Source organism: Sphingobium sp. AS12, from assembly GCF_019097845.1.
In the GTDB taxonomy this organism is placed as follows: Bacteria; Pseudomonadota; Alphaproteobacteria; order Sphingomonadales; family Sphingomonadaceae; genus Sphingobium.
Window position 1 is genome coordinate 234,527 of sequence record NZ_JAHRGM010000046.1, and the last position, 22,551, is coordinate 257,077.

Below are 22,551 nucleotides of genomic sequence, written 5' to 3' on the forward strand. Positions count from 1 at the left end.
TCAGATCTCTCTTTAAATAGCTCACCGGCAGTCCGGATCTCCGGGCGTATTCGGATCGCAGCGCCCATCGCTCGCCGGGCCGAGTACATCGACGGTGATGAGCGATCGCTGATCGCGCTGGTTGCCCGCATTGGCTGCCTGCGCAGCCTGCGCCGCGATTGCCGATGTCGCCTCCTGCGGGGTCGTTACTGTCACTTGTGCGGTCGCGTTCGGCACGCCGGTGATGTCGCCCGCCGCCTGGAAATTGTCGGCATTGGCCACTTGCGCTGCTGCCACCGCAATCCGGCCTGTCGCACGCACGCCCGCATCGCCAGCATCGACCAGCCCCACCGGCGCGATCAGATAGATGTCCGACGGGGGATCGTCGGGCGTCCGCTGGAACGATCCGATGCCCGCACCCGCCACGCTGCCCGCGCTATTGACCTCTGCGAGGCCGTTTTCATCCAGGCGGACTGTAACCGGCGGGAAGTTCGAGGCGCTCTTGGGTCCTTGCCCCGCCGCTACATCGCCGTTCGACGACCAGAGAGTGATGTCGCCCGACTGCTGCGAGAACACACGGCTTTGGTTCAGAATGAAATCGCCGTCCGTGAAGCCGCTGATCCGGCCGCCGCGCAATGTGAGCAAGCCTTCATAGCCGAGCGGGATGGATTCGAACAGGGCGCCCGGTGCCGCGAGATTGCCGCCCTCGAGGATCCCGTGCGGCCCGAATTCGAGCCGGGGATATTGGAAAGCGGTTCCCCGCCGCGCCGCCTGCTCGGACGTGCGCACCACCGAGCCCGCGATGAGATCGCCGCCTGGCGCAAGGATGCTGATATCGCCGCCGCGCGCCGTCTGGATCGTCGCGAGCCTCAGATCGGCGTTGCCCGTGACGATCCGCTCGGCCTTTTGCGGCTGGCCGTCGACGAGCGCGCGCACCGGCACGCCGAGCGGCCGGTCATCGCTGATGGTGGAGGGGTCGGTCGTGTAGGGTGCGAGATTGTCCGTATAGCCGCGCTCGGGCGAGAACAGGGTGTTCACCGCCCGGTAGCCGCGCACATATTGTAGGTGGGACGGGCTCTCCGGCATCGCCGCCTGCGCCAGCTCGTTGAAATAGAGCGTGTCGATCAGGAAACGCTGCTGGCGGAACGTGTCGATGGCGGCAAAGGCCACATAAAGCTCATCGGCCTTGCCATAGGACGCGCTGGCGAGCCCCACATTGCCGGCTTCGCTGTCGGGAAAGCTTTCGGCCCCGAAGATCGCGCTGAACGCCGACGGCTCATTGTCACGCAGCCATTCGGCGAGCAGCGGCGTGTAGATCGGCTTCGTCCGATCGGGCCGGCGGTTGCCGAAGCTGTCGCTCACCTGCTCGAACAGGTCGCCATCGAGCATCGCGAAATTTGCAGGATTGAGGTAGGTCTCGCGCAATGCCGCATAGTCGGCGCCGCCCGCTATGCCGAACCGCACGCTGAGGCTCGCCCCATCGTCCGGTAGCCAGGGATTATAGTCGTTGCCGATCGTGCGGATGCCGCCCGCATTGCTGTAGAGGTTGCGATCCACAGGCGAGCGCACATTGGACGAAGTGGCGAAGGGCCCGAGATCGCCGCCGGCCTCGACGATGAACCCGCCGGGTCCGCCAACGATGAAGTTGTTCGAGCGGACATAAGGTATGCCCGAGACGCCGGCTTCACCCATGGTGGCGGTGATATCCCCGCCAGCCCGGATCCGCGTCGTATCGGCCGACGCGACATTCTGGCCCTGGAAGAACATGTCGACGATATCGCCCGCAGCGGTGATGCGGGCCTGCTTGGGCAGGAACATCGCTCCCTGGTTGATGCTGCCGTCCGTATAGATTCGCACCGGCTCGGGATCGCCCGCGTGCGTGATGAACTGATGATGTTGGAGACGCAGTTGCGTATTCGTCGTCACGGCAGTCACGACTGGCAGCTGGAATAGCTGGGTGCCGTTCGAGAATGCCCCGCCGACCCGCCCAGGATCGGCGTCATCCATCCCGATGACAAGGCCGTCAATGTCGCCCGCGCTGTAGATCCGGAGCTGCCCCAATGCGGACGGGTAGAGAAGCTGCGGGCTGTTTTGCGGAAGCTCGACCTTCGCGGCGATAGAGGTCAGTTCAAGCGTCGGGGGAAGAATCTGAAAATAGTCGCTTAGAGCTTGATTGTCAGGCCTGATGAACGAGGGGACCTGTCCATATCGGCCGAGACCGGCAGTTTGCGCAATCCGTACTGTTTCGATGGCCGACAGTGAGAATCCGGCGGCTGGCGAGAAGAAGCCGGCAGAACTCTGTTGCTCGTCGGCGCCAAGCGCCGATACGCTTGCCAGCGTGGCCGCCCCGCCCGCCGAAACATCGACGACGGCGTCGGCGAGCCGCAGACGCAGATATTGCGGCGTTTGGGCCGAGGTCGGCTCGCGGCCCAGAGCCGAGATGTCGCGTCGCGCGTGGATCGTGGCCGCGCCGCTGCCAATATCGACAGCGCCGGCCAGCACGTCGCGGCCCGCCACCAGCGAGAGATCGCCATGTCCGAACGTCAGCATCGTCTTGCCGATGTCGGCCAGCGTCGTCGTCGCCGTCGTGCCCAGCGCCACCGTCAGCTGAGAAACATCGCGCCCGGCGTGGATGCGGACGTCACCGCCCGCGAGTGCGCCCACGCCCGACCGGAAGTAGCCGTGCGCAATACCGAGCTCGGTATCGTCCCCCACCGTACCGGTGCGCCAGGGCTGTGTCTGGTTCAAGCCGGCCGAGAAGGCGGCCGGCGTGCTATTGCCGATCCGAGCGCCTCCGAAGCTTTGGCTACTCGTGCCGAACAGCTGCGTCCACTCGTCCCGCCGGCCGAGCACGTCGCGCCCAGCGTCAAGCGAGACATCGCCACCACCGCCGGCGAGCACCGGCTGGTTACCCGAGATCCCTTTCGGGGAGGGAATGAACTCCGCCGACTCCGGTGAAAGCGAGAGATAGGGACTGTCCGGCGAGATCGACACCAGCGTGCCCGTATCGACGGCTCGGGCCATAACGTCTTTGCCGGAGATGCGCACGCCCGCCGTATAGATCGCAGAGGATGCGAACTGGACGGCGGAGATGCCCCCAGAATAGTTGGGCAAGGCGGCGACGGTGCCGTCCTCCCGGCGATACACGGGCTGCCCTCCCCCGCGTAGGTCGATGTCGCGTGAGGCCGCGACCGCAATATTGCCGTCGCCCGTGCGAACCGCCGTGCGCACCCAGGCCTGGTTGGGCGCACTGGGTGCATCCTGCTGATTGGCGTTGCCGTAACGGATCACCGGAGGCGTACGGTTGGCGCTGTAACCGGTCCGTCCGCTTGCCAGTCCGGCCTGATAGGTAGGCTCGAAGCTCTGGAGGAATGCGACAACCTCATGGAGCGGCGCGATGATACCGGTCGGGTTCACCGCATTGCCGACAAAGCGGTATCCCTTGCCGGCGAAATAGGCCTGAGCCGCCGCCCGCGTATCCGCGCCAAGGCCGGCGGAGGTCCCCCAGTTGAGCTGCGTATAGGCGTCGTCACGGAGCTGATTCAGGTTGGCCACAGTTTCGGACAGGTTCAGCGTATCGCCGATATCGAAGCTGACATTGGTCGGATCGGTCGATGGCCGCTGCAAGCGGAACTGGAGCGGTCCATCGTAGGCGACTGTGCCGGTCGCGGTCAGCCGGTAGCTGTATTCGCCCTGAAGGGCGACATCGGCTGTCAGAGCCCGGTCCACGACCAGCGGATTAGCCGACAGCGTGTTGCCCGCACCCGCGACCAGCCTAAGATCGGACGAGTGCATCGCGACGTCGCCGTCAAGAAGGGGGAACAGCTCGGCGAACCCGAGCGTGTTGCGATCCTCCCCACCGCCGTCGGCGCCATTGCCGATGAGCGAGAACGGCGAGTTGACGTTGACCGCTCCGCCATATTGGTTGCCCTGGTTGGCAGCGGTGTTGAGCGAGATCGTTAGCGTGCTCGTCGTTCCGGGATTGGAGCCGTTGCCGTAAGCGGCGATGCTCGAACAGGAACCGCTCAGGCCGCCGCAAGAGAACTGGATGCCCGGCTGATAGGTACGGTCGCCCCCGCCGAGTTGGTAGTTGATATAGTCCGGATCCGACTTGTCGCGGAACGTGAAGAACCCGTCCGAGATGGAACGGTTGATGGTGAGGTCATTGCCGGCGCGCAGGGTGACTACCGGTGCCTCGCCCCGGGCCGACCCATCGGTGCGGTAGAGGAAGGTGGCATGGTGGTCGAGGAGCTGGCCTTCCTTGCCGGGCACCACCCTATAGCGCGGTTCGCCGCCCGATATCTCGGGGATGAGCTCGAGTACGCCGGCATCGACCGCGGCCTGCAGCTGTGCTGGCGAGAAGCTTGCCGCGGCGAGGTTCCACTGGCTGACGGTCTCGATCGCGCCGATCGAAGAAAGCTCAACCCCGGGACGCAGCCGCATCCCGTCGAGATTCGATCCGTCGACCGTCGATACGTCGAATCCCTGGATGAACCGGACGAGCGAGGACGTGCCGTCGGCCAGCGCCATGTCGGTGGTGAACGGGTTGGCGCCGGTGGCGCCGAAGTCGAGCAGTATCGCGCCGTCCGGCCCTCGCGTGATGCCGATGTAGAGGCCGCTGTCGGCCATGGCGTCGAGATCGTAGCGCTGGAACGCCTCCAGCTGCACCGAGTCCGCGCCGACGATGGTGCCGCGCTGCGAGAGCGCCACCTTGTCGCGTTGAGCCCCGATGACCGGCGCACGGAACGTGACCGTACCGCCCTGGTCGGGCTCGGCATAGCGATACACCGTGACTGGGCTGCCGGTTGCTGGATCGGTGATCACCTGAGGGATAAGACGGCCGACTCCCGCTTCCGCCTGCGTACGCCTTGCGCCGACATCGATGGTGGCGCCCCCGGCGATGGTCAATGCAGCGCTCTCGCTGCCGACGCCGATTGTGACGTTGCCGGCCTTGGCCGGACGGCTGTCGGTGTGAGCGTAGCCCGTGGTGTGGGTGTCGAGCAGCGCGGTGGATGCGAGCGTGACGCCTTGCTGCCCCCACAGCGCGATATCACCGCCATTGACTGCCGCATTGCGCGCCGCATCGGCGCTCATGCCCTTCACATCGACGCCCGAGGTATCGAGCGCGCCGGCGATGGTGATCGCACCGCCATCGGCGGTGAGCGTGACCGACTTGGCTTTAAGGTTCTGGCCCTGGCCGAGATCGAGATTGCCCGAACCGGTGCGGATCCAGACATCGCCGCCGAACTGGGTAGCGTAGTTCTCGACGAACCCGCCGAAGTCGAAGCTGCCGCTGCCGCTATCGAGGGTGAACGAACCTTGGCGCAGCAATGGCGCGGGGGCGCCCTCAGCAACTTCCGCTTCCGGATCGATCGCGAAGCCTGGGTTGAGCGCGGCAAGCAGAGCGACGGCTCCATTGCCGGCGAGGAGGTTCAGGCTCCCGGCGTTACCCTTGCCGGTGTCGGTGATAAGCGCCGAGGCCACATCGGTCGCGATGCTGCCATTGGCGCTGAACAGGTTGATGGTCCCGCCCCCGGCGGAAACGATGACCGGATCGACCTCGTCGCCGAAGGTCTTTTCATAGCCGGGCACGCTGAGCGTCGCGCCTGCAAGGCTGATATCGCCTTCCGACTGGACATCGATGATGCCGGCCGTGGCGCGGATGGTGGCGCCGCTGATCGACACCGACTGAACGCGATCGTCGATCGTGCCGAACGCGATCCGCGCTCCGGGAGCGGAGTTGCCGGTGATCTCGGCCCCTGCGTTGGTGTTCGTCGCGCTGACGGTCACAGCGCCGCTCGTGCGGAATGTGTAATCCGGGCGCGCCGTCTGCTCACGCGGATCGGCCGCGGCCGCACGGTCGGCGATGAACGGCGCATTGAGCATCAGCCCAGCATCGCCCGCATCAAAGCTGCCCTTGCCTTCGACGTAGATTCCATCCGAAGCGGCGAGCGTGACGCTGTCGGCAAAGCCGGAAGCGCGCGCACCATTGCTGCCGAGGCTGATCGTGGTCGCGTCGAGCGCCAGGCTCCCAGCGCTGCCGCACAGCGCGCTGCTCGCGCAGCCGTCTGCCGCATTGGCGCTGTTGGCGAGACGCACGTTGCCGGCCTCGATCCGCACTGCCGAGCCCGCTGCCGCCTGCGCATCCGCAGCGAGGCCCGCAGTGTCGAGCACCAGGTCGTTGAACCTGTGCGTGCCTTCCGCGAACCGGATCGAGCCGGGCGAACGCACGGTCAGGCGTTCGGCCGCGCCGAGCTTGGCGCCAAGGCCGGTCCCGATCGCGCCGGCTTCGCCCGCAACATCGTCGCTGCCGGCGAAGCGGATGTCTGCCCCCGAGATCGCTGCGTACTTCGCATCGAGGGTGGCGGTGTCGGCGACGACAAAGCTGCCGCTCGTATCGAGCGCCAAGGCTTCGCCCGACAGCGTCGCTGCCCCAATCTGAAGCGTGGATGCGCCCAATCCGTCGCGTGCGATCAGCCGCTCCGGTCCGTTTGCAATGCGCAGGATCGACCCCGCTCCGCTGGCGCTATAGTCCGCATTTGTGAGGATACCGGGATCGCCGATCGCGGCGAGCGTGGCTCCGTCCTCGATCGTGAGCGCCGAGCCGGCGCCGCCGACCGCGAGCAGTAACTCGGAAGCCTGCAGGCTGGCGCCGCCCGCCATCGTGATGTTGGTGGCTGTGGCGGTGATGCTGGTCGTGCCGTCGGCATTGTCCGAGCGGCGACCGCCGATGAGCAGGCTCGGCGCGTCCAGCTTCGCGAGGGTCGCATCGGTGATCAGCAACGTGCCTTCCGGCGTTTCGGTATCAGCCGCGGCGATCAGGATGTTGCTGCCGAGGATATCGATCTGTCCGGCCTGTCCGCCTTCGCCGGGGCTGAGGTCGAACGCGCCCGCGACCTTGAGCTCATTAAGCGGGGCCAACACCACGCGTGCCGCGTCGAGCGGCAGGCGCGGCCGAGTATCGCTGCGATCAGTCAGGTAATCCGAGCCCGAGGTGGTCTTGATGCTCGAATATTTGGTAAAGACATCCTTGGTCTGCACCGTGAACGAATGGCGGCTCGATTCCGCGATATCGGTGCCCGCATAGGCGAAGGTGCCGCCGACCACCACGCTGCCGTCGAGCAGCTTCGTGCTGCTTCCCGGCAGCGGCGCGGCCGAGCCGGTGTTCTCGACCAGGCGCAGCGCGCCGGGGATCGCCATCGCATACTTCGCAGGGACCAGCAGATACTCGCCCACCGCGATGCCATTGCCGCCGTCGAGATGAACAGAGCGACCCACTTGCGCGCCGTAAAGGTCGCCATAGTCGGCCGAGTAGATCGGATCGTAGGGCGCGATCTTGCCGGCCTCCGCCACCGGCACCAGGGCATAGACTTGCCGCTGGTCGGGATATTGATAACCGACGCCCGTTGCCGGATCATAATGATTGGCGCTGAACGCGTCGTGGTTGAAGCGGTCGAGCACGTCGCGCGAGCCGCCGACGCCCGACTGGAACTCATAGGCATAGACGTCACCGCCGCCCCGGCCGTCGATCAGCGCGCCCTCTGCCTGCACGATCGATCCCGCCGACAGCACCAGTTCGCCAACAGGCAACTTCGTCAGCGGCGTCGAAATCGACGGGAAGTAATATTCCACTCCGTCGGTCGTGGTGCCATAGGGCACCGTTAGGCCCGCACCCGAAACACTCGTCACACTGCCCGCGCCGAAAATCAGGGACTGGGTCGGGGTCGAAGTCAATGCCCCCGCGGTGCCAAACGCGATCGACGTGGAACTCCCCAGTTCGATCAGGCCGAGCGGCGCCGCAAGATAGCCATTCTGCACGATCTCGCGCGCCAGGACGCGGAGATGCGTGCCCGCCGACAACGGCGCTCGCGCAGTTGGATCGAGGAAGCTGTTTCCAAAAGTAATCCTGTGATCGCCGAGCGCCGCGATTTCGAACGGCCGGGAGGGTTGTCTTCCCGGCAAGTCGATCAGCTTATCTTCAAGCAAACCTTGTAAATTGCCGGTGCCGGTCGTCGCATAGGTCCGTCGAGCGTCGATAAGAAGATCGCCGCCTGTAACCAGTGCACCATCGTAGGTTTCGGCCGTTCCGGGAGCTTGCCCCCAGTCGACGCCCGTCAGGCGCACGTCGCCCGGCGTCGCCAAGGTCATTGAGGCGACCGAACCGTCGATCGTGATCCCGCCGACGATGTCGATGCCCTGCGCGCCGCCGACCAGGCGCACCTGCGCGCTGCCTTCATTGCCCGCAATAGGGTCGGCGTTCCCCGCCCGGCTTGCCAGCCGGACATAACCCGCACGGATCGTGGCATCGGTCCCCTCTGGCGCATGAATCGATACGTCCGCACCGTCGAAGAGATTGCTCGGCACGAGCGGATCTTGTGAGGTGACCATCAATGCCTTGCGCAGTGTCAGGTCGAATTTGCCGTCGAGGGTGAGAGAGCGCCGTGCAGTGACGGTATCGAACCCGCTGTCGGTGAGTAGCTGTACGTTCAGATAGTCCGCCGTGGTGCCGTCTCCGCTCCCAAGCGTGGGATCAAGCCACTCGAGCGTCCCGCCCTCGGCCTGGGCAACGCCGCCAAATGCCAGGATCGGCGTGGAACCCAGAGTGCCGCCGCCGAGCGCCGAAATCGTTCCCGCCTTGCTCCATTCGAACCAGGGGGCAAGCCTGCCGAGTCCGGCCGCCATGTCGAAGGTCGCGCTGGCGCCGCTGATATTCAGCAGCGCGCCGTCTTCGCGAACCAGAGCCCGGCCTGAACTCTGAGCTGGCCCGCCACCCTCACGCCTGCCTTGCCTCGGCGCATCCAGTCGCAGATCGCCTCCGTCGATTACGCGTCCGGACAGAAGTTGACGCCCCCCGATGACCTGTGACCGCGGATTGGTGGTCGCAATGCCGGAAAGATCGGTGGTGCTGCCCTCTTTCAGGACGATCCCGTCGCCCTGGTCGACCAGGGCCAGAAAATGGATCAGGCGGTCGGCGCCGGGCTTCGACACCAGCTCGGCATTCGTGATCGATGGATCGGTAGCGCTCGCCGCCGCATCGAGGAAGCGCCCTTGGCCGTCGACGGATCCGCCAAACGCTTCGGAGAGGTCACGCACGCCGAGCCCTGCAGCGATCAGGCTGTCGGGAAGATCATTTCGCTGAATGATCGATCCGCCATGCAGGGTGATATTGCCCGCATTGTAGAGCTTGGACACGGAGATCGAGGCTTCCGGCGCGCCGATGATCGACCCGCCTTCCATTACATCGAGTTCGGTCAGGCCACCGAGCACCAGATGCGCGGCCTTGCGATCCCACAGGGCAACATTGGTCGTCGGTGCAAGGAAGGATTGCGACCGCAGGTTGGCCCCCGTCCCGAGACTGCGCAAAGCATTGCTCTGGTCGACGGTGAGCAACGTCGGCAACATCCATTGGGTGAGATCGAGCGTCTCGCCATTGCCGACCACGAACCGGGTGGTCTCGAGGAAGGCAGATTTGGAGACGCGGTCGTTGGCGAACAGATCGTCGACAATGCGCGAGCGGTAGCTCGACATGTCAAGCGTGCCGAACCCCGTCTTCTTGAAGAAGTCGAGGCCGATATGGGTTGAGCCGGGGCGGCTGTCCGAACCAAAGCTCACATCGGGCGCAACCAGCTCGAACGTGCCGCCACCGGCAAAGCCAAAGCCGAGGATCGACGCATCTGCTATGTCGATCGTCGAGCGAGAATCCGGGACCAGCTGAGGTAAAGTCTGAGCTAGTATATTCCTATCTCCCGGCACCGGCGTAAATTCGACCGATTGACTTGTTCCTCCCAGCGGGATGTTCGATGTTCCTCCCATATTGAGAACATTGTTGGTGTATTGGGTCGACGTATAAACTGTGTTGTTGATCAGTGAGACATCGCCGCCTTTGCCATCCAAAACGACACCGCCGGTGGGGGTGACATGGCCACCCGAACTCACATCAAGCGTGCCGCTGACCCGTACGCTCCCGGAAAGGTCCACCGCGCGTGTGACGGTCGACAGACTGTCGCCGATCCCGAAGAAAACATTGGGCGCGACTGTCAGTTTGATGCTGCCGCCATTCCGCCAGGCACCGCCTAGTGGTGCGTCGCTAGTGTAGTCGTTGACCCAAAGCCCTGCCGTCGACAACTTTCCGGTGACAATGACATCGAATGGGCTGAAAACACCGGGATCGTCTGCGTAAAGAAAATTGGGAGGAAGGTCATCGCCCAGACCCTCACCGTACAGGCCGGTGCGGAACGCCGAGCCATTGCTTACATTTTCTCTTAACCCAAAGCGGTCGCGGTCCAGCTGCAGGCCGAACAGCGTCGTCGTTGCCTCGATCGTCCCCGACGCCACCGTGACATTTCCGTCGAACCTTATTCTCCGCCCCGCCTCGACCGATAGAAGACCGCCGGGCATAAGGTTGAGATCAGACACGCCTGTTATCTGGAGCGCCTCCGCACCCTGCAGAGTCACTGGGTTTAATCCGGCGAAGGTGACCATTCCTGCAGCGGTAAGCGAGAGTTGCGACAGCCCGGCATAATTGAGCATCGTGTCGGACAGAAGCAATTCGGCCCGGTTGGAATCCGCATTCCCGCGCGTGCCGTGATAGACGAGCATATCGCCGAGCGAGCTTATCGAAAGCGCGCCACCAGAAGGCAGTTCGTAGGGCGAGGCCTGCAAGCTGCGGCCAAGAGTGGTCGACACAAGGCTGGCCTTATCGCCCTTGGCGATCTGCCGTGCCCCCGCGAAAGCATTGGCATGAACCGTACCGTCGACGGTCACCGCCGCGCCGCTGATCGTCAGCGCGCCCGCGTCGCGGCCTTCGTCATAGGCGGCATCGGTGCGCTCGCGCTGTCCCGTGCCCAGCTGCCAGCTGCGCAGCATGCCAATCCTCGGTTGCCGCACTTCGGTCGTGCTGGTAATGACGTCGACATAGACGTCGTTGGGACTGGCCTTGGCAATATCGACGATGCGGCCGTCCGCTGTTACGAGCTTGCTCGTCTTGATCGACCCCGCGGCGTAGCTGACCCAACCGCCCGAGATGTCGATCGTTGCGCCATTTGCGATATGAACGCTGGGCGCATTGGCGACGGTAACGCCGTCGAATTGCTGCAATTCGCTCGTGGCGAGAGTGACGGTGCCACCCTTGGTCATGAACTCGGCGGCTGTCGCCGGGATCTGGCCTGCGATACTGGCGCCTTCGATCAGCGGCGAGCCCACCCAGGCGACTCCGTCCTCGCGGACACCCGATAGCCGCGGGTCGATGAACATCGTCTTGCCGTTAAGCGAAAAGTTCCCGTCGACCTCGACCTCGCGATAGTTGGGCGTATCGCGCAATTCTCCGCGTTTGACCGGCGCGATCTCGATCGAATTGCGCGAAGCGTCGAGCTGTACATCCTTCAGGCCCGACACATCGACCAGCGCGTCGCGGCCGATTTCGATACGGCCCGGATGGGTCAGGTTAAAGCTGTTACGATATGCCTCATCTTCGATCGTGTTGACGCCGACCGAGACGGTTGCACCTGGCGCATAGATGAGGGCATTCTGACCCAGAGTCAGATCGGTCGCGGCCAGTCCTCCGAGCCTTTGGTACAAGAGAAGGAATTGCGTTCCGATCTCTATCTGCGACGGCTTGAAGCCTGCGGGTTCATTGGCCGTGCCGATCGGGATCGTCTCGCCATTGTCGTCGGCTGTGATGACCAGCGCGCCTGCGGCTCTCGCGTTAGCGCTGCCTCCTAATACGATCTGACCCGCCGTGAGCGAGATCTTCCCGTTGCGCGCCACACTGGTGGTGGCCGACAATAGTCCGTTCTGGGCTATGCTGCCTTCTGCCCCGGTGCCGAGCGAGAGATAACCACGCTTGGATTCGATCAGGCCATTGTTGACGATCGTGCCATCGGCCTGGCCGGTGAAGGCGAAGCTGTTGAGCTTGTAACCGCGCACATAAGGATCGAGGCTACTATCAGCGCCGGTCGATTCCCCGTACATCACGGCACGGCCGGCCTGCAGGCTGACCTGACCGTCGACCGCGCTAAGCGCGCCGCCGTTTGCGATCTCAGGTGCGGTGAGCATCACGAAACCGCCCGCGCCGCCATTGATGCGCGCTCCGGCATCGACGACGATTCCACCCTCGGCCACGGAGGCAAACTCTTTTCCGTCGCCCGTCGTCATTCCCGATACGAGCAGCGGGGCTACGGCGCTCGTGTTGTCCACGGAGAGACCCGCCGTACCGTTCGCGGGCGTGAACAGACCAAGCTCGAGATACGCTGCGTTGCGCTCCACCAGCGTCGTTGCCGTCGTCGGCCCGCCAAATCGGTCGACGAACCGCGCGGCATTCCCCAGTTCGAGCGTGCTTGCGAGCAGGGAGTGCGTGTTGACCTGGCTATCCTTGCCGAAAATGATACCGGCGCGGTTTAGCACAACCACCGCGCCATCGGCCTTGAGATTGCCTAGGATCAGGCTCGGATCGGTGGCGTTGGTGACGCGATTGACCGCGACCCAGCCCGGCTGCGCCTGACCATTGGATTTTTGATTGAACTGCAACGTCGTGTTCTTACCGATGTCGAAGCGGTTCCACGACAGCAGCGCACGCTCCTGCGTCTGGTCGATGGTCACCGTCACATGGCCATCGGTTCCGGGGGTCTGCGAAGGCAGCCCCGCACCCTGCCAGGTCTTGAGACCGGTCAGATCATACTGCGCGCCCGCGCTGATCAGCAGCTCGTTTGCTCGGGTCGTGTTCCCCGCGCGGGTCGCCGCGATCGCCTCGCGGATCGCATCGGTCGGATCGAGGCCGTCGCGGTCGAGCCCGTCGACCACCGGCCCACGGTTCGCCGCCTCTCGGATCGAGGCGACATAAGCGCGAATTTCATCGACCCGGGCCTGGGTGGTCTGCTGGCGTTGAAGCGCACCCTTCATCGTGCCCGAGCGCACCGGCACGTTCACCTGCGTCGTCGCCGGACGCGGCGCGGGCTGGCGGCCGAGCACCGCGCCCATCGTCTGGGCGCTCACCGGCGCTGGCAGCGCAGTCGCCAACGCGGCAAGGCTCGCGCCTACCAACAGGACACGGCGGCCGAGGGTCGAATGCTGCGACGCGCGTGGGGTCATGACAGGGCTCCAGCCGGCCGCGGGCCGGGACAGGCAGATGAAGATCGGAAGGCAGAGTGAACCACCAACCGCGGGGGCCGAGCGTGGTCATGCGGAGCAGCGATGTGTGCAGAAGATTGCGGTCGGGCGACCGTGCAGCCCAGAGGGTGTGGCAGCCGCGCCACCGCCCTCGTACGTTGGACCATGGGAGCGAGGTCCAGAATAAGATTGCTACCGGCAGCACGCTCGGCACGGCGCGACGCCGGAAACGCCGACGCGCTTGCGAACAGGCTCATTGGACAATCCGCGATCCGGACAATCTGGTCATATGCTGCGAGCATCTTCATTTCCGGCTCAAAACGCGAACCCAAGATCGACGTGCAGAACATCGATCTTGAGCGGCGCATCGACGATCTCGTTGGCGGACAGCCAACGCGCACCGAGCGTCATATTGTTGAACGGCGCCCAGGCGCCACCGATGACGAAGCCCTTCGCATTCGTGCCGCCCAGGTGGAAATCGGAGTCAGTGAAGCTGTCGAGGACCGCGTCGCTCTCGATATATTTATAGGCTGCGTTGATCGCCCAGGAGCCGCGCTTGGCCCGCCGGGGATTGACGCTGAACAGCGCCGGATCGCCGATCGAGAGATAGACGCCATAGGCCCGGTTGCCGCCCCGGAATTTCGCGGGATTGGTTGCGTCGCATACGCCCTGATCGGAATTGGTCGGATCGGTGATCTCGACATTGTTCAGCGGCTGGCCGAGCGTGCCGCGCAGACAGTTGTTCTCGGGATCGAAGCCGAAGTTATAAAGATAGCTGCCGGTAAGGCGCGCCTGGACCCGATCGCTGATCGGCACGCTCACCGAGCCGTTCACGTCGAGGATGCGATAGGCATATTTGAGGCCGAGATATTGCGGCTCCCGCGGATTGGCCGGATCCGCATTCGTGAAGTCGATATCGCGAAGGAAGAAATAGGTATTGCCCTTGGAGGCCCACAGCGGCCGCAGGATATCGGTCGAGCACTCGATATTCACCGTCGAGAAGACGTCGCACGGCGCCGACACGTGCCCGCGCATGTAAGTGAAGTTGTGGAACGCCGCGCTCAGACTAACGTCTACCCCGCCTTCGAAGGTCTTACCGAGTTCCGCCTGCGCCGAGAACAGGTAGCGGTCACGCCAGTTGCGCTTGGCGGCCGAGGTCAGCGGAAAATTGGCTGGCTCGAACTCGATCGGGAACGCCCCGCCCCGGACTGCGAAGCGGAAATCCTCGGTGCCCAGCAGCTTCGAGACATTGGCCTCGCCATAGACGCCGTCCAGCGCGAGATCAGGATCGAACATCAAATCCGTCGCGCGAAACGGATTGTCGAACCGCCCCACCATCGCCGTCAGCCCGGGGAAGAGCTCGCCCTTGGCATAGGCATTCTGAATCCACAGGTCGCGCTTGCGAAAACCGCCGGTCAGCCCAGCGTTGGTCGAGATCGGGCCCGGATCGTCGCCCGTCGCCAGCTGGAAGCCGAGCGTGAACCGGTCCGCCACCTTCGCCTCGATGCCAATCCGCGCACGGATCTGCATATTGTTGATCTTATCACGGAGCGTGTTGATCGTTGGCAGCGCCTGACCACCAAAGCCGGATATATCGTAGGGGCCCGTCTCGTTGAATGCCGGCACATCGACATAGGCGCTAAGCGCATTGTCCTTCGAATACAGCGCCGACGCCGATCGGAACCGGAAGTCGCCATGAATCTCGACATTGCGTGTCCACGACGGCGCCGCGGCATCGGGGGCTGCCCAGCGTTCGGTTTGTGCCTGCGCCAGGACTTCCTGGCGCAACTCGTCCTTGATCTGCTGACGCACGGTCTCTGGAACATAAGGCACGCGCACCGCGCCCGCAGGCGGCGGCGCAAGCTCGGCCGACTGCGCCGGCGGGGTCACCGCGCGCTGCTGGGCCTCGGCTTGCGCGCGCCGCATCAGCGCCTCGCCTTTTTCTGGACTGACGATGCCTTCCTCAACGAGGAGTTTCACCATTGTCGCCACGGCGCTGTCAGGCTGCGCGGCCTGGCCTTGAGCTTCCTGCCCGAACGCCGGCCCTGCCGTCAGCAGCGTCGCGCACACTGCCGTAGTGAGCATCAACCCTTCGGCTCGCAGAAACTTCAATCGCTGTGACATTCGTATTCCCCTTTGCCCGCTTGGGGCGTCGATGATCAGAAGGAGCTCCGGCGGCCCCGAACCGTTACAAGTTGAGGAAAGGCCATGGCCGCAGGCGGCGGATCGAGGCCCCGCACCTGCTGCAGCAGGCCCGTCAGCTTCTGCATATCGCTATCGCTCCCACCTTTGGCGCTGCGGAATCGTACGCCCGTGATGCGACCGTCCTGCGTAACCGTGAGGACGTAGTCGGCGGAAAAGACGAGCCGGCCGAGCCGCGGATCGTCCTGCACGCGCTCCTGCAGCGCGGATTTGAGATAGCTGGTGTACATGCCGACCGACATGCCGCCGCCGGATGGCCCCGATCCACAGTTCGGCCCAATGCATGTGCCCTTGCTGGACGGCGCGCCGGAGCCCTGCCCTGAACCCGACTGGAGGCCATAGGCGTCCGACCCCGCCTGGGCAGGCGCGGCGATCGAGACGGGCGCGGCCTGCTGCTGCGCCGCCTTGGGCGCATCCATCGGCGACGGCTGTGGCTGCTCGGTGGGCTCGGGCGGCTTTTCCTGCGGCTCGGGTGGAGGCGGCGGTGGTGGAGGCGGCGGAGGAAGAAGGTTCACCTCCTGCTGCGAGGGGGCGGGAACCGCCACGCCGATGCCGCTGGCCGTCAACTGGGTGTAGATAAACCAGATCAAGGCCGCGAGCAGGGCCGCGCCCACGATCCATGGGAGCGCCGCAGTTGCCCGGGGGGAGCGTTCGCCTTCGAACGGACCGAGACTCTGCGTTACCATCAACGCTCTCCCGCCTCATAGGCGATCGAGACGTTCCGCTCCGCGCGGAGGCCGTCCAGGAACAAGCGCGCGCCTTCGAAGTCAGCGTTCCAGCCGCCTAGGTCGAGGCCGACACGACGCGCACGCAGGATCACCTCCTCCCCTGGCGCGGAGGAGGCCGCCTGAAGACCCTCGGAGGCGTGGTTGCCTCTCATGATCAGGCGCCCGCTCCTGGCTTGCCGGTCACCAGACCGACTTTGTTGAGATCGAGCTGCCGCAGAAGGTCGAGAACTTCGGTGACCTTGCCATACTGTGCCGCCTGGTCGCCCTTGAGCACGATCGGGACGTCGGGATTGCTCGCCTTCGCATTGCGCAGGCGCACTTCGAGATCCGACAGCGTCACCGGGAACGCGTCCATGAAGATCTGGCCGTCGTTCGACACAGTGATGGCGATCGTTTGCGGTTGGGCGAGGCTCTGGGCCGAGCTCGCCTTGGGCAGATCCACTTTGATTCCCTGCACCTGTGCGGTCGCCATCAGGATGAAGATCACGAGCAGCACATAGGCGAGATCGAGCATCGGCGTGACGTTGATATCGTTGTAGACCTTGCGGCGGCCATCGATCTGCATGTCCTGTCTCCCCTTCCCTGCCTCAGGCGACCTTGCGCGGCGCCGGGGTTTCCTGCATCTCGGCGAGGCGCGTGATCAGCCGGTCGGCAAAGACCCGCATGTCGTCGGAGAGCTTCTGGATGCGCCCTGCGAGATAGTTGTTGGCAAACAGCGACGGGATCGCCGCGAGGAGTCCCGCCACCGTCGCCATGAGCGCGGCCGCAATGCCCGGGGCGATCGCGGTGACATTAACGTCACCTGCGCGCGCCACGCCGGCAAAGGTGTTCATCACGCCGATGACAGTGCCGAACAGCCCGATGAACGGGCCGCCTGAAATGGCGATCGAGAGGACCACCATCCATTTGTCGAGCTTCTGGTTCTCATTGACGACGACCGCGTCGATCGCTGAACGCATGGCTTCGACCGACGCACCAGACAGCGGCACAAGGCCCCTCTCCTGCCGACGAATTCCAAGTTCATCGACCCCCATCTCGAAGATGCGCGCGAGCGGAGCCCGGCTCAGGACCGCCCGCTCGGGCTCGCCCACGTCGGGATTGTCCTTCAGACTGGCGAGCTGCTCATGCATCGCAACATAGCGCCTGGAGAAAGCCCGGTCGCCTTTGAGCGCGGCGTTAATGTAGCGCGCCTTCATGACCGTGACCCCCATCGCGAGCGCCAGCAGCGCGAGGCACAGACCGATGATGAACGCATCGACACTTTCGACCTTGCCAAGCACGTAGAAGAAGTTGCCGCCGCCTTCGCTCGGACGCTCGGGCGTCTCCGCGACCTTCACAAGCTTGCCGGACGGGCCTTCGGCTTGTGCGCTGGCGAGCAGCATGGCTGCGGGACGCGCCGTCTTGGCGACACGGACCTCGTCGAGTTCGCCGAACAGGCCCCGCCCCGCGCCCCCGCCAAGCGTCACTGGACCGGCCAGCTCCGGCAGCATGCCGGGCGAGACTGCAGCCTCGACACCATTGAGGTAGAGGCGCAGGTTCTGTCCGTCCGCCACAAAGGCAAGATGCGCCCATTCGCCTGTTTTGACCTGCGCGTTGCCCTGAAGACGCTGCTCCCCCACCAGCGCGAACGGAACGCCGTCGGCGACGCCGACGACGAGGGGGCCATGGCCGAACACCGCCTGCTCACCGCCCGCCTGGTCAAGCTTTACCCAGCTCGAGAAGGTGACAGGCGTACCGGCGGCGAAGGTCAGCGATGCCGATGCCGGGATCACGATCTCGCCCTGTCCGGCGAACTTCGCCGAACGCGCGATGATCCCGTTCTCGACGAGCCCGGGCGCCCCGTTCTGACCGTTGTTGCGGTTGGCAGTCAGGTCCCTGAGCGGTTGCCCGGCCGCTTCGCCGAAATGATAAGCCGCGACCGTGTCGGGATCGTAGGTGCCGGCGATGTCGCTGCCCGCAGGCGCGCTCTTGTTGCCGAAATAGAGCCAGATCTGCCGCTGCTCGCCGCCGCCGACATTTGGAACCGACACCCAGAGGACCGCAAGCCCGTTCTGCGCGTCGAACCGCTCGAGGTGGAACGGCAGCGGCGTTTTGCCGTCCGAATCCACGACCCGGAGGTCTGCGCCGTTCTCCATCGAGTCCGTGAACGTGAAGTTGACCGAGTGGAGGCGAATGAGCAGTACGGTGCGACCGACTGGACCGGCGACATTCATACCCGAAGGCGACGTGTCGATGGTCACAGCCCGGCGATAGGGCCATTCCGTGTCCCACCATCCCGCGCCTTCGGCGGCAAATGCCGGTGTCGCCATCGCGCAGAGCGCGATCAGCCATGTCAAAATCAGTCGACCCATGTTGCCGCCCCTACTTCCTGTCGCTTTGCTGCCCGTTTGTGGGCGGTGAATCCTCGCGCCCTTACGGCGCCCGTTGATGTTGAAAGGCGGCGATTAGCCCGCTTACCTTGATGTCGAAGTGGTGCCAGTTGGCGGGGTTGCCCCACCCTGTCTTCCGGGGACCCTTGGCGGTGGGAGCTGAGGGGGCATCCAAGCCGCCGCGAGGGAAATCCTGGCCCGATCGATGGCCACGATCGCCCCGATTGGTCGGAGAAGGACGATCGCCGGAAGACGACACCGTCAGGCGGGCTCCGACCAATGCTGAACACTGCTCTCTTGATGCGCGATGCCGCCCCATGATGCTGCGCCGCCATCAGAATTCGCCCCTGATCGTGAAGCTGTAACGTGGATCGCCCTTGTCCGAGGTCGGCCCGTTCCGCAGCGGTACGCCGATCAGAGCTTCGCCGGTCACTAGGTTCAACAGGTCGAAGCGAATCCCACCGCCGACGCTGATCAGCCGGAAGGTGTCAGTCTGTCCCGTCGTTGGCGCCCGGACCCGCGCATAGCCCGCATCGCTGAAGACAAAGAGCCGCGTTTCGTCGACGAGCGAGCTCAGCGAGGTCCCGAAGTTCGGAGTCCGCAACTCGACCGAGGAGACGAACCCGTCATCGCCCACGGCTTCGGACACATAGTAGCCGCGCAGAGTCGACATGCCGCCAAGCGAGAATTGTTCGTTGGTGACAAGGCTGGAATCCGCGAGCTGGCCAGCGAAGCGCATCGCGACCTGCCAGTCCTTGGGCAGCAGCCGCGTATAATTGAGGTCAAGATTGAGATGGACGAAATTCTCGGACCCATCCACGGCGCGTCCGGTGAACTGGTCCTGGGGAATGCCGGTCTCTCCGTTGCCGAGAGCGCAGGTCGGAACGCCATCAGGGATGAAGCCTTCCGAATAGGGCGATTCGAAGCAGACGTTGCGCTTGATGACTCGCAGTCCGCCCGTGATACCGAGCGTTAAGCCGTAGGTCTCGCGTTCGTTTCCGCCGCTCAGCGTATATTCCGCGACCAGCGGCACGTAGCGGATCTGCGTCGGCTGCAGTTCAGTATCATCGAGCGTCAGCCGTTCCTTGAACGACTTGAAATCCGGCCCGAAGCTGATCTGCTGGAAACTGTTCTGGCTGGGCAGACGATAGGTCGCGCGCAGACCGATCTGATAGCCATTGCCTAGAACGTTCGTGCCGCCGAGCGCAGCCACATTACTGTTCGATTTATAGCCATAGAGAAGAACCGACCAGGGCGTGCCAATCAGCGGCGCATTGTAGGAAGCCGATACGACCGCGCTCTGGTCCGGATCCTGCGGCGCGATGGACCCAGTCACCGACAGCGTATGCCCCTGTCCCCACAAATTGGTGTAGCGTAGCGTGCCGCTCGCGCGCAGCGGCTCGGTATTGGGGCTGTTGTCGTTGTTGAGCTCGACGCTCCCATGGAAGGGAGCGCTGTCATCGACCTTCAGCTCGACGTCGACCGTCCCAGGAACAGTGCCGGCACGGAAGCGAGGCGTGATCGTCCGGTCGGGAAAGCGATTGGCCTCGGCAACATCGCGCTGCAATGCCGCAATATCGATCGGCTGACCCTCGATCAAGGATGGGACATCGCCCCGCACGCTCTCGCTTGAATGATGTTTCGCGTCGACAACACGCACCTCGCCGAGAGGCACTTCCTGCACCGCGAGCTGGACGATGCCCTGGGCAAAGCGATCGCTGGGCTGTATCGGAATCTCGACTTCGACCGCTTCGTATCCCCGTGCGGCATAAGCCGCCTTCAGCGCCTTTTGCGCGCCGGTCACATCCTCCTCGGACCGGTCGGGACCAAGAAAGGGATAGATAATGCGCTCGATTTCCGCGTTGGAGAGCTTGGTCGCGCCCACCACGTCGATCGCAGCGATCATGAACCTACCCGAAGCCCGAACCGGTTCCGCAGCCTCGGACGTCGACTCTTGTCCGGCAGCAGGAGCGCCCTGCGCCCACGCGCTCGGCGCATGAAGGCCAACGACCAAGGCCGCCGCCGCACTCAACCGAACAGGCCATGCGCCGGCCAACCTCGGGGCGCACCGCGATGCGGCAGCAAACATATTGGAATGCAAGCTTTGCATATCAGATCCGGATCAGGCCGGAGCCGAGCGCAATGGCGACGGCGTTGATCCGATTGGTGGCGCCAAGCTTGCGGGTCGCCCGAGCGAAATAAAGCTCCACCGTTCGCGGGGCTATGCCGAGGTTAGCGCCTGTCTCGACCAGCGTCGCCCCCGCAGCGGCATGGCGAAGGCAACTCACCTCGCGGTCCGTCAGCACCCCGGAAGACGCCGGACGCGATGACAACAGCTCTTTCGCCTTGCAGTGGAAATCGATGGCAAGCCCGATCATCGCAAGCGCACGCGCTTCGAGCATGGCCGCGACCTGGCTTTCGGTCTGACTGAAAAGACTGATATAAGCCGGACCCGAAAGATAATCCTGTATCGGAATGGCGACTCCCGCCTCGACACCCCGAAGCCTCTCGACGCTCAGCCACCCCCGTTGTCGATCCGGGCGAGAAAGATCATCCTGCGTCGACCAGAGGAATGGCTTGAAGGCATGAACAACCTCGGGGAGTGCCGGATCGCCAGCCCTCCACGGTTCGCCGCCATCGTCGAGCGTCGAGAGAAAACGTAGCGGCGGCCGCTCGGCGGCTGCCGCACCTTGCACCCGATGGCCGATATGGACGTAGCGCCCGCCATCGAACCCCATCTCCCGGGCGAACCGCTCCAGCCATGCGCCAAGATCGTCCGCTGAGGCACAGTCCGCGATCGGGTCCATCGCCATGACCGAAATGCCCCCCAAAACAAGACACGGCGCCCATGACGCATCAAGCGCACACAACCGATGGTCAAACTGGCGCTGAAGCGCACCACCCGCTAACATCACAATGCCCCCTTCGAGCTCCTGTAAATTGGACACGGCGGACGCGGGATTCTGGCAAAGGATTTTTTTCTGCTTTACTCCAGCGAATTGTCATTAAAATGCAATATAGAGGATTGTTGTTCTGAAAATTATCAATTGATATGATTCGTCTTCGGTAGTCCATGCTCTCACTGACGACGGAGATAGTCGTAGTGACATTGAGAATAGTCTCCAAGAAAATTTGTCTTCATCGAGAATGTCCGGTTTGTAAGGGAATATTATTGCCGATTTGATTCGGGCTCGACTTGCCGGATTAATCGCAAGATATTTGACTTACGCCAGGAACAGAGGTTCAGGCAGCAGGAGAAGCGGTTGCATGCCACCAGACCGCGTCCCCTCTGCAGACCACTCTCGAGACGCGCCTCGTCAGCAAGTGCGGCGTGTCCTATTCTCTCCCCACATGTTGCCGCTTCGTTCCCTTCGGCGCCTTACGGCGGCCCTCCTGCTCTTGATTGGCGCCATCGCCCTCGCAGGCCAGACAGGCGCCCTGGCCCAGACCGAAAACGCCGACCGGCCAATCCCATTCGACATCCCAGAGCAGCCGCTCGATGCTGCACTCGCGCAATATTTTAGCGTAACGGGCGTCCAGTTGCTCTATGATAGCGAGCTCGCTGCCGGACACAGATCCATGCGCGTCAGCGGGACATATACGCCGCGCGACGCGTTGCGCCGTCTCCTCAGCGGGACAGGACTTATCGTTCGCTACAGCCGCGCCGATGCGGCGACCATCACAAGGCCAGGGGCAATCGAGCAATCCCGGCTCGTGCCGCTCGGCCGCGTGATCGTTCGGGAGCGGGTGGCCCCGACACGCTTCCTGTCAGTCGAGAGAATGGCATATTATACGCAACTCGAATCCGAGTTGCAGGCACATCTTGTGTCGAGCGAGCGGACCGGACGACTCGCCTTCAATGTCGTCGTCCAACTGCAAGTGTCCGATGACGGACGATTGAGCGACGTGGGTATCCGCCGCAGCAGCGGCAATCGAAGTACCGATGCGCTGGTCACCGAAGCAATATTGCAAGCAATCGTGTCCCCACCCCCCCATGGCCTCGAACAGCCCCTCGCGGTGGCGCTGCGGGGTGCCAGACGCGCCGACCAACGGCGATAACGCGCAGCCCCCAAGTCAGGCGAGAATGTGCCGCCCGCCTCGAGCTGCAGAAGAATTTGCGATCCTCTTTGCCGGAGCAACCCGTCCGAAGTGTCCAAATATTGAGGGGC

The 22,551-nt window shown here is 64.0% G+C and carries 10 protein-coding genes; 1 reads left to right on the forward strand and 9 read right to left on the reverse strand.

What is annotated here, in order from left to right; genetic code table 11:
- Positions 1-21: 21 nt before the first annotated feature.
- From KRZ98_RS17520 to KRZ98_RS24260, 9 genes are all read right to left on the reverse strand, one after another.
- Positions 22-13,065, reverse strand: coding sequence for a filamentous haemagglutinin family protein (locus KRZ98_RS17520; RefSeq protein WP_217674714.1), 13,044 nt, complete (start codon positions 13,063-13,065; stop codon positions 22-24).
- A 333-nt stretch (positions 13,066-13,398) separates the two neighbouring features.
- Positions 13,399-15,207: a putative porin gene (locus tag KRZ98_RS17525; protein WP_217674715.1), complete on the reverse strand. Its 1,809-nt coding sequence runs from the start codon at positions 15,205-15,207 to the stop codon at positions 13,399-13,401.
- A 35-nt stretch (positions 15,208-15,242) separates the two neighbouring features.
- Entirely contained in the window at positions 15,243-15,971 is a 729-nt protein-coding gene (locus KRZ98_RS17530) for a TonB-dependent receptor (protein WP_217674716.1), read from the reverse strand.
- Complete coding sequence (locus KRZ98_RS17535; protein WP_217674717.1) at positions 15,971-16,165, reverse strand: hypothetical protein; 195 nt, start codon at positions 16,163-16,165, stop codon at positions 15,971-15,973. The genes KRZ98_RS17530 and KRZ98_RS17535 overlap by 1 nt, the downstream gene beginning before the upstream one ends.
- Positions 16,166-16,167: 2 nt before the next feature.
- Entirely contained in the window at positions 16,168-16,578 is a 411-nt protein-coding gene (locus tag KRZ98_RS17540) for a biopolymer transporter ExbD (RefSeq protein ID WP_217674718.1), read from the reverse strand.
- A gap of 22 nt (positions 16,579-16,600) precedes the next feature.
- A complete protein-coding gene (locus KRZ98_RS17545; RefSeq protein ID WP_217674719.1) occupies positions 16,601-18,364 on the reverse strand; it encodes a MotA/TolQ/ExbB proton channel family protein in 1,764 nt (587 codons plus the stop codon).
- Between the two features lie 352 nt (positions 18,365-18,716).
- Positions 18,717-20,288 carry a ShlB/FhaC/HecB family hemolysin secretion/activation protein gene (locus KRZ98_RS17550; protein WP_254798605.1) on the reverse strand — a complete coding sequence of 524 codons (1,572 nt, stop codon included), beginning with the start codon at positions 20,286-20,288 and terminating at the stop codon, positions 18,717-18,719.
- 205 nt (positions 20,289-20,493) lie between these two features.
- Positions 20,494-21,195 (reverse strand): LuxR family transcriptional regulator, encoded by a 702-nt coding sequence (locus KRZ98_RS17555; protein ID WP_217674721.1) that lies wholly within the window; start codon positions 21,193-21,195, stop codon positions 20,494-20,496.
- 523 nt (positions 21,196-21,718) lie between these two features.
- Positions 21,719-21,955 (reverse strand): hypothetical protein, encoded by a 237-nt coding sequence (locus KRZ98_RS24260; protein WP_254798607.1) that lies wholly within the window; start codon positions 21,953-21,955, stop codon positions 21,719-21,721.
- A gap of 6 nt (positions 21,956-21,961) precedes the next feature.
- Between KRZ98_RS24260 and KRZ98_RS17560 the strand changes: the two genes are divergently transcribed.
- Positions 21,962-22,441: a TonB family protein gene (locus KRZ98_RS17560; RefSeq protein ID WP_254798608.1), complete on the forward strand. Its 480-nt coding sequence runs from the start codon at positions 21,962-21,964 to the stop codon at positions 22,439-22,441.
- The last annotated feature ends 110 nt before the right edge of the window (positions 22,442-22,551 follow it).